Source organism: Actinoplanes sp. NPDC051513, from assembly GCF_044454685.1.
In the GTDB taxonomy this organism is placed as follows: domain Bacteria; phylum Actinomycetota; class Actinomycetes; order Mycobacteriales; family Micromonosporaceae; genus Actinoplanes.
The window spans coordinates 913,684-926,658 of sequence record NZ_JBITDW010000002.1 but is presented as its reverse complement, the minus strand read 5'-3'; the positions used below and the strand labels follow the sequence as shown (position 1 = coordinate 926,658).

The window sequence follows — 12,975 nt, the reverse complement described above, 5'->3', positions numbered from 1 at the left end:
GCCGGCCCGCCCCGGCACGCTGAGCGGCATGATCAGGGTTGAGCACCTCACGAAGAGGTACGGGAGTCACCCCGCCGTCGACGACGTGTCGTTCACCTGCGAACCCGGCACCGTGACCGGCTTCCTCGGGCCCAACGGGGCCGGCAAGTCCACCACCATGCGCATGATCTGCGGCCTCACCCCGCCCACCTCCGGCGCCGCGACCGTCTGCGACGTCCCCTACCGCCGGCTCGGCAACCCGGGCCGGCGCATCGGCGTCCTGCTCGACGCCTCGGCGCAGCACGGCGGCCGCACCGGCCGCGAGGTGCTCGCCCTCGCCGCGCTCACGATGGGCGTCGACCGGGGCCACGCCGACCGGGCGCTGCACAGCGTCGGCCTCAACCCGACCGCCGCCCGCCGCCGGGTGAAACGGTATTCGCTCGGCATGCGCCAGCGCCTCGGCCTGGCCCACGCCCTGCTCGGCGACCCCACGGTGCTGGTCCTCGACGAGCCGGCCAACGGCCTCGACCCCGAGGGCATCTTCTGGATGCGCGGGCTGCTGCGCGATTTCGCCGACCGCGGCGGCACCGTGCTGCTCTCCTCCCATCTGCTGCGCGAGGTCGAGGCGGTGGCCGACCACCTCGTCGTGATCGGCGGCGGCCGGGTCGTCGCGCAGGGCGGCCGCGACGAGCTGCTCGCCTCGGCCGGCACCCTCGTCCGGGCCGTCGATCCGATCGCGCTCACGGCCGCGCTCGAGAGCGCCGGGCTCACCGGCACGCCGACCACGGACGGCGGTGTCGTCGTCCGGGCCGGCGCCGAGGCGATCGGCCTGGCCGCGGCCGAGTCCGGCGTGGCGCTGGTCGAGCTGCGACCGGCCGGCTCCGGCGGGCTGGAACAGGTCTTCCTCGAACTGACCGCCGGCGAGTCGGTGCGGGAGGCGGTCCGATGAGCGTCCCGCTCCCCCGCCTCACGCTCGTCGAGCTGCGCAAGCTCGCCGACACCAGGGCCGGTCTCTGGCTGCTGGTCCTCATCGGACTCGGCGTGGTCGCCACCGCGGCGATCCTTCTGGGCTGGGCGCCCGACGAGGAACTCACCTTCGCCGGCTTCTTCGCGTTCGGCCTGGTGCCCTCCGCGGTCCTGCTGCCGGTGCTCGGCATCCTCTCGATGACCGGCGAGTGGTCGCAGCGCACCGCGCTGACCACCTTCGCGCTGGTCCCGTCGCGCCTGCGGGTGATCGCGGCGAAACTGGCGGCCGGCGTGCTGATCGCGCTCGCCACGACCGCGGTGACCCTGCTGTTCAGCGCCGCGGCCAACCTGCTCGGCACGGCGCTGGGCGGCGACGGCGCTTGGCGCGTCGACGGCTCGCTGATCTGGCAGGGCGCGCTGACCGAGGTGCTGTTCCTGCTGATGGGCATGGCCTTCGGAGCGCTGCTGCTCAACTCGCCGCTGGCGATCGTCGCGTTCTTCGCGCTGCCCACGATCTGGGGAATCCTGCGCGAGACGATCAAGGCGCTGCAACGGGTCTCGGGCTGGCTCGACCTCGGCGTGACGTCCGGCCCGCTGTCCGAGCCGTCGATGACCTCCGGCGAGTACGCGCGCCTCGCCGTCTCCTGCCTGGTGTGGGTGGCGCTGCCACTGGTCCTCGGCTCGTGGCGCATCCTGCGCCGCGAGGTCGCCTGACAACCGGCGCGGCCCGAGTGGCCCGGTTCCCCAGGTCACGCGGGCCGCGCATAGCCGGGCGCCGCCGACCACCCGGGCCACCCGGGCCGGGCGTAGCCTGGTTGCGCCGATCACCCGGGGCGGCAGGCCGGCCCGGTTTGCCGACTACTCGACAGGGGTACGCGCCGGACATGCCCATCGGAGCTCAGCCACCGGGCCGTCGCGGGACGGTCGGCGAGCCGTACAGCGCACTGAACCTGCGGCTGATCCTGGCCGCGTTCGGCTTCGTCGTCTGCACCCTGCTGGCGATCTGGCTGTTCCACGCCGGCTGGACCGTGCCCGGCTGGCTGCTGCTCGCCTGGGCCGCCGTCGCGGTCGTCGACATGATCGTGGTGCAGCTGCGGCGCCGGGCCCGCCGCCGAGCCGAGGGCGACGGCCACCACTCCCTGTTCGAATGAGCCGCAGGGCATCGCCGCGCTCGTCGAGATCTGCGCGGTCAGGGCCTGCGGTCGCGCCTCGTCGCACGACCCAGTTCGAATAGCGCGTGTTGGCTTTCCCCTGGTCGCGTGGCGGGTAGCGTCCATTTTCATGGATCGTGTCCGTTTAGCAGCTTTTGCGGTGGCCGCCGTGGTCACGTCGCTTTTGCCAGCCCCGGCCTCGGCCGCACCGAGCGTCCCGCCGGCGCAGCCGGGGCCCGGCTCGCGGCCGGCCCTCGACTCGCAGCGGGCGCCCGGCTCGCGGCCGGCCACCGGCTCGCGGCCGGCCCCCACTTCCGACGTCCGCGAGCTCGACCGGACGCGATTCACCCTGAACGGCAAGCCGCTGCCCGAGCATCCCCGCTACCGCAAGCGGCCCGAGTCGCGCGCCGCCGCGGCCGGAACGCCGGCTGTCGGCACCGAGCGGGAATGGATGGGGCTCGACGACGTCGCCGGGAAGTACTACCCGAAGAAGTACAAGCTGCGCGCCGTCGGCCGGCACATCGAGGTGTGGGTCGCCGATGACCTGGCGTTCCCCGCGGACGACTGCCGCAAGAACTCCATCGACGTGAGCGACGCGCGGATCGCCGACCTGATCCGCGAGTTCGATGGCACGATCTATCCGCGGGAGACCGCCACCTTCAGCACCCCGCCCGACCGCGACGGCTCGAACCCCGCCATCGAGGGCGACTTCACCGGCGACGGCAACAAGACCGTCACCCTGGTCGACAACATCCGCGACGACAACTACTCCACGTTCCCCAAGGCGGTCACGTACGTCGCCGGGTTCTTCTCGGCGCAGCTCAACGAGATGTTCGACCGCAACGTCATGACCATCGACGCGTACGACTGGAAGCACCGGCTGGGCGCGGATCCCGCCGACGACCCCACCGACGACCTGTGCACCAGCCGGCCGGCCCGGCCGCGGCTGTACGAGGCGACCTTCGCGCACGAGTGGCAGCACCTGCTGGAGTACTACGCCGATGCCGCCGAGGCGCCGTGGGTCAACGAGGGGCTGTCCGACTTCGCCCAGACCCTGGTCGGCTACGTCGACGGGAAGGCGACCGTCCACGACCGCGGCAACGACAGCCATCTGGTCTGCTATCAGGGGTTCGGCAACGTCAAGACGACGTTCAACGCGAACCCGCGCGAGTGCGGGGGCCCGCAGAACTCGCTGAACCTGTGGGACGAGGGCGCGCCGAGCGAGGTGCTCGCCGACTACGGCATCGCGTACTCGCTCATGCTCTACCTGCGGGACCGGTTCGGCCTGGGCGCGATCACGATGCTGCACCGCGACAGCGTGCGGCAGGGCCTGGCGGGAGTGCAGGCGGCGCTGCCCACCGGGACGACCCTCGACGACGTGCTGCACGACTTCCAGACGATGACGCTCGTCGACAAGATCGTCGGCGAGGGCGGCGGTGAGATGATCGGCCTTCCGCTGCAGCGGGTCACGGCGCGGAGCCTGCGGTCCACGATCAACCTGGCCAACAAGTCCGATTACGACATTCCCGGGGCCGCGCCGAACGGCGCCGACTACGTGCCGCTGCCCACCCCGGTCAGGTCGGTGTCGTTCGCGGGCGCGCCGACGCTGCCGCCGTTGCCGACCGGCTGGAGCGTCGCCGACAAGACGCTGTTCTCGGGCAACCGCAACGATCTCGACTCGCAGGCGGTCATCCCGGCCACCGTGCCGGCCGCCGCCGGCGCGACGCTGCGGCTCGAGACGTCCTACGACATCGAGGACTCGTACGACTTCGCGTACGTGATGATCTCGATCAACGGCGGCCGGACCTACACGACGGTGACCGGCGACCGGACGGTGCCGGGACCGCTGGGTCCCGGTCTGACCGCCGCGAGCGGCGGTGTGGTCACGGCGAGCTACAACCTCGCGCCGTACGCCGGGAAGCAGGTGCTCCTGGGTCTGCGGTACGTCAGCGACGCCGCGGTGAGCCGGGGCGGCTGGCGGATCGGGAAGATCACGCTGGGCACGACGGTGCTGAGCGACGGGACGAGCCTGGACGGCTGGCGGTCGCCGACGGCGATCGTGCCCACGCCGGTGCACGCGTGGCACGTGCGGTTGGTCGGCATCGACGGCAAGCGCGCGCGAATCGTTCCCGTGGACAAGTTCGCTGTGCTCAAGGCGTACCCGAAAGTGGTGGCGATTGTCGCCTTTGACGAACCGTCGGAAAAGGTGAAGCAATACGCGCCCTACCGCCTGGTGGTCAACGGCGCCGTCCAGCCCGGCGGCGGCATGCCGGCGCCCGCGAGACCGGGCGCCGGCAAACCGGTCAGCCGGGCGGGATGATGCCGTAGATCAGGGCCGTGGAGCCGGCGCCGGCCTTGTTGATGTGGCCGCCGCACAGCACGTACGCGCCGGTCGGTGGCAGCGCCCGGAGGTTGGCGAGGATCTCGAGGCTGATCCGGTGGCGCTGGTAGACCAGCAGCGAGACGGCGTAGGTGGTGTCGGTGCCGACGTCGGGGCTGAACGTGTCGGTGCCGGTGCCGCCGCGGCGCCCGATCCGCCCGGTGCCGACCAGCCACTGGATCGTCTCGAGGGCGAATCCGGGCTGGTGCATGGCGCCGTCCGCGTCGAAGTTGAAGTAGGCGTCGGTGCCCCAGCGGGCGTCCCAGCCCGTCCAGATGATCACCATGGACTCGTCGGGGATGCGGCCGTGGCGGCGCTCCCAGGCCTGGAGGTCGGCGATCGTGACCTCGTAGTCGGCGTTGCGGGCGCACTTCTCCCGCACGTCGATCTTGACGGCCGGCAGGAACAGGTCCTCGACGTCCAGGTCGTCGGCGAGCGGTTCGCCCGTGTTGAAGTGCCCAGGCGCGCCCCAGTGCGTGCCGGTGTGCTCCCCCTCGCGGACGAACTGGAGGTAGTAGCCGTCGTTCTCGATGGTGGCGATGGTCTCCAGCTCGAAGGGCGGGTCGCCGGGGTAGACGTTGGTGGTGGCCGGGTCGTTGACGTGGGAGAGGCTGATCAGCCGCAGCCGGTCGAGGCGCGGGACGTCGCGGCCGCCGGCCTCGGCCGCCTCACCGCTCATCATCGCCCCCGCCAGCCCGGCCGCAGCCGCGCCCATGATCTCGCGTCGTCGCATGCCATTCTCCTTAGCCCCCGTGGGGACTGACGTCAATGTGCCACTTTCCCGCCCGACGTTGACACTGTCACCGTGACAGTGTCAGACTCGTCGGCATGTGGACGATGGATGAGTTGGTCGAGCGGGTGCGAGAGGCCTTGGCGGCCGAGTACTCCGGCGCGCCCAACGGCCGCGTCCGCGACGTTCCCGACCGTCGCGCCATCCGGTGGTACACGACGATCGGCCTGGTCGACCGCCCGCTCGGCATGCGCGGGCGCACCGCGCTCTACGGGCCGCGCCACCTGCGGCAACTGGTGGCCATCAAACGCTGGCAGGCCGAGGGCCGCAGCCTCGCCCAGATCCAGGCCGACTTCGTCCGGCTCAGCCCGCAGGGCCTGGACGACGCGGCCCGCGTGCCCGAACACCTGCTGGCCGCCGGCGATTCGCCCGTGGCCGAGCCCGATGTGGCCGAGCGCCCACGTTTCTGGGCCGACCGACCGGCAAAGGGAACAGCGGAGGTCGTCCCGGCCGCCGCACCCGTGCACGGGGTGACGCTCGGCGGCGGCGCCATCCTGCTCCTGCCCCACCCCGCCACCGACACCGACCGCGCCGCGATCGCCGCGGCCGCCGCACCCCTGCTCGGCCTGCTCGAGTCCCGTGGACTGATCGATGGGAGAACGCCATGACCTTTTCCGTGACGCCGATGAGCCCGGGCGAGCTCAGCCGCATCAAGATCCTGCCCGACGCCGGCTTCGGCAACCTGAGCACCGATCGGGGCAACCTGCCGCTCGACCGGCTCGACGTGCAGACCCGCATCAGCGGTCTGGTCGCCCGCACCACCGTGGTCACCGAGTTCCTCAACGTCCACGAGAGCGCGCTCGAGGCGACGTACGTGTTCCCGCTGCCCGACCGGGCGGCCGTCACGGCGATGAAGATGACCGCCGACGAGCGCACGGTCGAGGCCGAGCTCCAGGAGCGCGGGGCCGCTCGCGAGGCGTACGACCAGGCGATCGCCGCCGGCAAGCGCGCCTCGATCGCCGAACAGGAGCGGCCCGACGTGTTCACCATGCGGGTCGGCAACATCCTGCCCGGCGAGCGGGTGACGATCGAGCTGAGCCTAGTCGGCCCGCTGCCCTTCGAGGACGGCGCGGCCACGTTCCGCTTCCCGCTGGTCGTCGCGCCGCGCTACGTGCCCGGCAACCCGCTGCCCGGGCCCTACGCCGGCGACGGCCAGACGCCCGACACCGACGCGGTCCCCGACGCGTCGCGCATCTCCCCGCCGGTGCTGCTGCCCGGCTTCCCCAACCCGCTGCGCCTGTCCGTCGGCGTCCACATCGACCCGGCCGGGCTCACCCTGGGCGACGTCCGGTCGAGCCTGCACACGGTCACCGACAACGAGGGCACGCTGAGCATCCGGCCCGGCGAGCGGGCCGACCGCGACTTCGTGCTCCGCATCGGGTACGCGGGCGGCGGCGAGACCGCGATCGCCGTGCCCGACGCGACCGCGGCCGAGCCCGAGGGCGTCTACCAACTCGTCGTGCTCCCGCCCGCCGACACCGCCGCCGCCCGCCCCAAGGACGTGGTGCTGCTGCTCGACCGCTCCGGCAGCATGGGCGGCTGGAAGATGGTGGCCGCCCGCCGGGCCGCGGCCCGCGTCGTCGACACGCTCACCGCGGCCGACCGGTTCGCCGTGCTCACCTTCGACCACCAGGTCGACCGGCCGGCCGACCTCGGCGAGGGGCTGGCCGAGGCGAGCGACCGCAACCGCTTCCGCGCCGTCGAGCACCTCGCCCGCGCCGATGCCCGCGGCGGCACCGAGCTGCTCGCCCCGCTGATGGCCGGGCTCGGGCTGCTTCAGGCGAGCGAGGGCCGCGACAAGGTGCTGGTGTTGGTCACCGACGGCCAGGTCGGCAACGAGGACCAGATCGTCCACGACGTCACCCCGCTGGTCGCGGGCGCCCGCATCCACACCATCGGCATCGACCGCGCCGTCAACGCCGGCTTCCTGGGCCGGCTCGCCGCGCTCGGCGCCGGCCGGGCCGAGCTGGTCGAGAGCGAGGACCGCCTCGACGCGGCGATGGAGCACATCCACCGCCGGATCGGCGCGCCTGTCGTCACCGGCCTCACGGTCACCGCGACCGGGCTGCGCCTGCTCGACGACGAGCGCACCCCGGCCCGGCTGCCCGGCATCTACCCGGGCGTCCCGCTGGTGGTCTCCGGGCGGTTCGCCGGCAAGCCCGAGGGCAGCCTCACCGTCACCGGGCGCACCCGCGACGACCGCGAGTTCCGCACCACGGTCGAGGTGCGCGAGCGCGAGGAGCCGGCGATCGCGGCCCAGTGGGCGCGGGCGCGGCTGCGTGATCTGGAGGACGCGTACGCGGCCGGCGACCGTGGCCTCGAAGACCGGATCGTCGCCACCTCCCTGCGGTACGGGGTGCTCTGCCGGTTCACCGCGTTCGTGGCAGTCGACAGCCGGGTGGTCAACGAGGGCGGCGAGTCCCGGCGGGTCACCCAGCCGGTCGAGCTGCCGTCGGGCTGGGAGGGCGCCGCCGGCGATGTCGCGCCCGCGATGCTGCGGATGAGCTCGATGGCGCCGATGCCGCCGGCCGCGCCGATGCCCCCGCCTGCGCCCGGCGGCGCCCGGTTCGCGCCGGCACGGGCCGAGTCCGCGGGCGCCGGCCCCGGGCGGGCCCGCGGGCCGATGACCTTCGCGGCCGTCACCGGGTCGATGCGGGCGGGCAAGGCGATGGCGCCCGGTGGCGCGGCGCCGACGCTCGACCAGGTGCGCGAGATCGCCAGGGTCGAGGCGGGCCGGCTGCGCGACGCGGCGGGGCTGCCCGCCTACGAGCGGCGCGACCTGCTCGACGACCTGGCGAGCCGCCTCGAGGTCCTGCTCGGGTCCCTGCCGGGCGACGAGTTCGCCCCGCTGCGCGACCTGGTCACGGTCCTGAACGGCGAGGGCGCCGTCGACGAGAAGTGGGCCGCGGCGCTGACGGCCCTGGCCGCCTTCGGCGGCGGCTCCGGCGGCTCCGGCGGGTCTGGCGACCACCCCGCCCGGCGGGCCTTCTGGAAGCGCTGACAACGACGGATGGCCCGCCCCCTCAAGGGCGGGCCATCCTCGTGGAGCCGGCGTCAGAGCGCCGGCGGCGGCACCTTCGGCGCGCCCGGGGCGGGCAGGCCATGGGCGGCGATCTCGGCGGCCGACGCCGTCGTCAGGTCGAAGGCGCCGGTCGCCTTGACGGTCTGTCCACTGTCGAGCGGCGTCCGGAACGGCTGCTGGTCGCCGGCGCAGGTCGTGCCGGGGGCGGGCAGCGACCGGTACAGCAGGTAGCGGTCGGTGATGCCGGTGGCGCAGGACGACGTGCCGTACGCGGTGTGGCCCCAGTTGTCGCTGGACAGCAGGCGGCTGTTCGGCAGCAGCTTCGACGACGTCACGGCGTCGGCGTAGTTGGTGGCCGGATCCCAGAAGCTTCCGACGATCAGGACGGGGTGCTGGGTGCGCTTGGTGAACGGCCCGGTGTAGGCGTCCTCGTCGTGCACCGTCCACTTGTCACGGGCGCACTGCACGCTCGCCCAGGCCCACGCGCGGCCGAAGTAGGTGGCCCGCTTGTCAGCGCGGGCGGCGGCCTTGGCCCACGACGCCCCGCTGGCCGGGTGGCGGCCGTCGGTGCACATCACCGCGGCGTACGCGTCGAAGCTGTTGTCGTAGGGGAAGGCGCGCCCCTCGGCCTGGCGGCGCATCCGGCCGATCCGGTCGGCCGCCTCGGCCAGCTTCGTCCTGCTGGGCACGAACCCCGGCGTGGTCAGCTGGTACAGCTCGGCGGCGAGCGCGGTGACCTCGGCGCCCGCGTCCGGCTCGTAGAGCGCGCCGAGCACCATGCTGATGAACAGGGCGTACGTGACCTTCTCGTCGCCCACGGTGAGCGGCCGGGCCTTGAGGCGCTCGGCGATCACCCGGAAACGGCGCATCGGGCTCGCACTGAACGCGCACTTCGCCGGGCCGGCCAGGCCGCAGCGGCGCAGCAGCTCCTCGAGGGCCTTCCACGCGCCGTCCGCCGACCGCAGCCGGTCGTCCTGGATCTGGCCGCCGGTCTTCGCGGTGCCGACCCACGCCTGCGGGTTGATCACGCCGTCGACGGCGATGGCCCGGAAGCGGTCCGGGAACATGTTGGCGTAGTACTGGCCGAGCGCGGTGCCGTAGCTGAAGCCGAGGTAGGTGAGCTTGCTGTCGCCGACGGCGCGGCGCATCACGTCCATGTCCCGGGCGACCTCGGCGGTCGACATGCTCCCGGCCATCTCCCGCCCGGTCGTCGAGCAGGCCCGGGCCGCCTGGCCGGCGGCCTTGACGAAGGCCTTCTCCTGCGCGGCGCCCCACGGGAAGCCGATGCTCAGCGTCGTCATCGGGGCCGTCTGCCGTCCCGGGTCGCCGAAGCAGTTGACCTGGTCGCTGAAGCCGATGCCGCGCGGGTCCATGCCGACCACGTCGAAGCGGTCGAGCAGCGCGTCGCTCATGAAGTACGGCGCCGCGAGGGCTATCGACACGCCGGAGCCGCCGGGGCCGCCCGGGTTGACGAAGAGGCTGCCGATCTTGTGTTTCTGGTCGCGGGCCTTGACCCGCAGCAGCGCGAGCGTGACCTGCTTGCCGTGGGGCCGGTCGTAGTCGAGGGGCACCTTCGCCGTCGCGCACTCGCCCCAGCCGTAGCAGGCGTACCAGTGGAGCTTCGGGGTGGCGACCGCGTCGACCCGGCGACGCTCGGCGGCGCTGGTGCGGGCGGCCGAGGCGGCCGGGGCTGTGGCGGCGGACGCCGGCGCTGGTGCGATGATCATCGCCCCGGCGAGCGCGAGGCTCGCGGCGCCGGCCGCGAGCAGACGGGTGGAGAGCGGCATGCGTGACCTTCCTGGTAGACCGGCGCCGACGTCGCCCCGGATGATCAGAAAGGTAGGTTCGCGGCGGTTCCGCCCGGTTCGCCGTCGCGGTGCAGCTCCGTTGCCGTTCACGCGCGGTGTCGGCCACCCGACGCCCGGTGCATCGCCGCAGGCCGGTGTGTTCCGTCTCGGCCCCGACGGCCGCAACGCGCGGAAAGTCGGATCTTCGGTGGGTCAGCGGCCCCCGGCGGCCGGGGGTAGGTTGGGCGGTCGATCGTGTCTTGACGGCTCGACGGCGGCGGGTGAAGCGTGACGGACGACGAGCACCACGACGAGGAGCGAGATCCCCTGCTCGTCCGCCCCTACCTGCTCGGCGACACCGGCGCCCCGGACGGCGACCAGTCCACGCAGACCTGGCCGTCCGCCACCACCCGTGAGGTCCGCTCGCATCGCTCGCTCGAGGGCGCCGACGATCCGACGGCCATCCTGACCCTGCCCGAGGCCGGGCGGGCGGCCCGCAACGGCCGTCGCCGGCTGCTGGTGGTGGCGGCGGCCTGCGTCGTGGTTCTGCTCGGCGCGACCGCGGCCGGCGTCGCGGCGCTGCGTTCCGGCGGTCGCCCGTCCGTCTCGGCCGCGCTGCCCGACGCTCCGGTCCCGGCGTTGTCCGGGCTGGTGCCGCCGTCACCCGCCGCGCCGCCCGTGGCGGCCTCGTCCTCGTCGTCGCCGTCGCTCCGCAAGCCCGCGAGCCGCCGCGCGACGACCACGGCCGCGGCCGGCACGGCAGCCTCCTCCTCTGCCGCCGCGCCGGGCACCACTCCCGCGACCGGGAAGACGACCACCCCGCCCGCGGCCCTCGCCCCCGCGACGCCGCAGGGCCGCACCGGCACGATCCGCGGCCAGAACGGCCTCTGCCTCGACCTCAACGGCGCCGTGACCGCCGACTTCAACCACGTCCAGGTCTTCGGCTGCAACAACACCGACGCCCAGCGCTGGACCCTGGCCACCGACGGCACGCTGCGCGTCCTCGGCATGTGCGCGCTCGTCGTCGGCGACGACTCGGTCCGCATCACCGGGTGCGACGGCCGCACGACCGCCCGCTGGCGCGTCTCCGGCCAACTCCTGATCAACGCGGCCGGCAACGAATGCCTGACCGATCCGTCCTCGGGCACCGCCGCCGGCACCCCCGTGAAGGTCGCCGACTGCAACGGCCGCGCCAACCAGCGCTGGTCGCTGCCCTAGAGCTTGTTGGCGAGCGCACGGCCGGCGGCGCGCCCGCTGAAGAGGCAGCCGCCGAGGAAGGTGCCCTCCAGCGCGTTGTATCCGTGCACGCCTCCCCCGCCGAAGCCGGCCACCTCGCCGGCCGCGTAGAGCCCGGGGAACACGTCGCCGCCGGGGGTCAGCGCCTGCGACTGAAGGTTGGTCTGGATGCCGCCCAGGGACTTTCGCGTCAGGATGTGCAGCTTCACCCCGATCAGCGGCCCCGCGGCCGGGTCGAGGAGGCGGTGCGGCGCCACCGTGCGGCCCAGCCGGTCGCCCCGGTAGCGGCGGGAGTTGTGGATGCCCTGGATCTGGGAGTCCTTGCTGTACGGGTTGTCGATCTGGCGGTCGCGCGCCTCGATCTGGGCGCGGATGCGGGCGGCGTCGAGCAGCGGCGCGTCGGTCAGCTTGTTCATCCCGGCGACGAGGCCGTCCAGCTCGCCGGCCACCACGAAGTCGGCGCCGTTGCGCTTGAACGCCTCGACCGGCCCCGGCGCCCCCTTGCCCAGGATGCGCTCGCGCACGAACGCGCGGCGGTCCTTCGCGGTGATGTCCGGGTTCTGCTCCGAACCGGACAGCGCGAACTCCTTACGGATGATCTTCTGGGTGAGGATGAACCAGGAATGGTCGTACTCGGCGATATCGGGTGTCGTGCGCAGGTGACGCAGCGTGCTGAGCGTGTCGTAACCGGGCAGGCACGGGTCGGGCAGGCGGCGGCCCAGCGCGTCGAACCACATCGACGACGGGGCGGGCAGGATGCGGATGCCGTGGCCGGGCCAGATCGGGTCCCAGTTGCGGATGCCCTCGGTGTAGTGCCACATACGGTCGCGGTTGACGAGGCGCGCGCCGGCCGATTCGGCGATGTCGAGCATGCGGCCGTCCACATAGGCGGGCACGCCGGTGACCATGCTGCGGGGCGGGCTTCCCAGGCGCGACGGCCAGTAACGGCGGACGAGGTCGTGGTCGCCGCCGATACCGCCCGTGGTCACGATGACGGCTTGCGCGGTCAGCTCGAAATCCGCGGTCTCCTCGCGGTTCGAGGAGACGCCGCGCGGCGAGGTGTCCGGAGCCAGAACCTTTCCGCGTACGCCGGTGGCGGCGCCCGCCGAGACGATCAGCTCGTCCACCCGGTGGCGGTGGTGGAACGTGACCAGGCCGGCCTCGGCCGCCCGCTGCACGGACGCGACGAACGGCGCGACCACGCCGGTGCCGGTCCCCCAGGTGACGTGGAAGCGGGGCACCGAGTTGCCGTGCCCGTCGGCGCGCAGCGAGCCCCGCTCGGCCCAGCCCACGGTCGGCAGCCAGCTCATCCCGAGCGACGCGAGCCACGAACGTTTCTCGGTGGCGGCGAACTCCACGTACGCCCGAGCCCATTTGGCCGCCCAGGTGTCCTCGTCCTGAAGCCGGTCGAACTGGGCGCTGCCCTGCCAGTCCTGCCAGGCGAGGTCGAACGAGTCGTGGACGCCGAGCCGCCGCTGCTCGGGGGTGTCGACGAGGAACAGCCCGCCGAACGACCAGAACGCCTGCCCGCCGAGGTTGGCGGCGCTCTCCTGGTCGACGAGCGCGACCCGCTTGCCGGCCGCGGTGAGCTCATGGGTGGCGGCGAGCCCGGCCAGGCCGGCGCCGACGACGATCACGTCCGCATTCACGATTCAGAAATGTAT

Annotated in this window: 10 protein-coding genes; 7 read left to right on the top strand and 3 right to left on the bottom strand. The window is 73.2% G+C overall.

Going from position 1 to position 12,975, the window contains the following annotated elements; translation table 11 throughout:
* The first annotated feature begins 28 nt into the window (after positions 1-28).
* The 4 genes from ACIA5D_RS09595 (at position 29) to ACIA5D_RS09580 (ending at position 4,416) form a co-directional block, all read left to right on the top strand.
* A complete protein-coding gene (locus ACIA5D_RS09595) occupies positions 29-928 on the top strand; it encodes an ABC transporter ATP-binding protein (RefSeq protein WP_396029416.1) in 900 nt (299 codons plus the stop codon).
* Positions 925-1,659 carry an ABC transporter permease gene (locus ACIA5D_RS09590; protein WP_396029415.1) on the top strand — a complete coding sequence of 245 codons (735 nt, stop codon included), beginning with the start codon at positions 925-927 and terminating at the stop codon, positions 1,657-1,659. The genes ACIA5D_RS09595 and ACIA5D_RS09590 overlap by 4 nt, the downstream gene beginning before the upstream one ends.
* A gap of 170 nt (positions 1,660-1,829) precedes the next feature.
* Entirely contained in the window at positions 1,830-2,096 is a 267-nt protein-coding gene (locus ACIA5D_RS09585; RefSeq protein ID WP_396029414.1) for a hypothetical protein, read from the top strand.
* A 130-nt stretch (positions 2,097-2,226) separates the two neighbouring features.
* Entirely contained in the window at positions 2,227-4,416 is a 2,190-nt protein-coding gene (locus ACIA5D_RS09580; RefSeq protein ID WP_396029413.1) for a peptidase M6 immune inhibitor A, read from the top strand.
* Here the strand turns inward: ACIA5D_RS09580 and ACIA5D_RS09575 are convergent.
* Entirely contained in the window at positions 4,400-5,209 is an 810-nt protein-coding gene (locus ACIA5D_RS09575; protein ID WP_396029412.1) for a cyclase family protein, read from the bottom strand. The two genes, ACIA5D_RS09580 and ACIA5D_RS09575, sit on opposite strands and share 17 nt — an antisense overlap.
* A 95-nt stretch (positions 5,210-5,304) precedes the next feature.
* On the opposite strand from ACIA5D_RS09575, the gene ACIA5D_RS09570 reads away from it, so the two are divergent.
* Both ACIA5D_RS09570 and ACIA5D_RS09565 read left to right on the top strand, forming a co-directional pair.
* Complete coding sequence (locus ACIA5D_RS09570; protein ID WP_396029411.1) at positions 5,305-5,874, top strand: MerR family transcriptional regulator; 570 nt, start codon at positions 5,305-5,307, stop codon at positions 5,872-5,874.
* Complete coding sequence (locus ACIA5D_RS09565) at positions 5,871-8,267, top strand: VIT domain-containing protein (RefSeq protein WP_396029410.1); 2,397 nt, start codon at positions 5,871-5,873, stop codon at positions 8,265-8,267. Before ACIA5D_RS09570 ends, ACIA5D_RS09565 begins: the two co-directional genes overlap by 4 nt.
* A gap of 53 nt (positions 8,268-8,320) precedes the next feature.
* Here the strand turns inward: ACIA5D_RS09565 and ACIA5D_RS09560 are convergent, their stop codons facing one another.
* Positions 8,321-10,075, bottom strand: coding sequence for an alpha/beta hydrolase (locus tag ACIA5D_RS09560; protein ID WP_396029409.1), 1,755 nt, complete (start codon positions 10,073-10,075; stop codon positions 8,321-8,323).
* 288 nt (positions 10,076-10,363) lie between these two features.
* On the opposite strand from ACIA5D_RS09560, the gene ACIA5D_RS09555 reads away from it, so the two are divergent.
* Positions 10,364-11,293: a ricin-type beta-trefoil lectin domain protein gene (locus tag ACIA5D_RS09555; protein ID WP_396029408.1), complete on the top strand. Its 930-nt coding sequence runs from the start codon at positions 10,364-10,366 to the stop codon at positions 11,291-11,293.
* Here the strand turns inward: ACIA5D_RS09555 and ACIA5D_RS09550 are convergent.
* A complete protein-coding gene (locus ACIA5D_RS09550; protein ID WP_396029407.1) occupies positions 11,290-12,960 on the bottom strand; it encodes an FAD-binding dehydrogenase in 1,671 nt (556 codons plus the stop codon). The genes ACIA5D_RS09555 and ACIA5D_RS09550 overlap by 4 nt on opposite strands.
* Between the last annotated feature and the right edge of the window lie 15 nt (positions 12,961-12,975).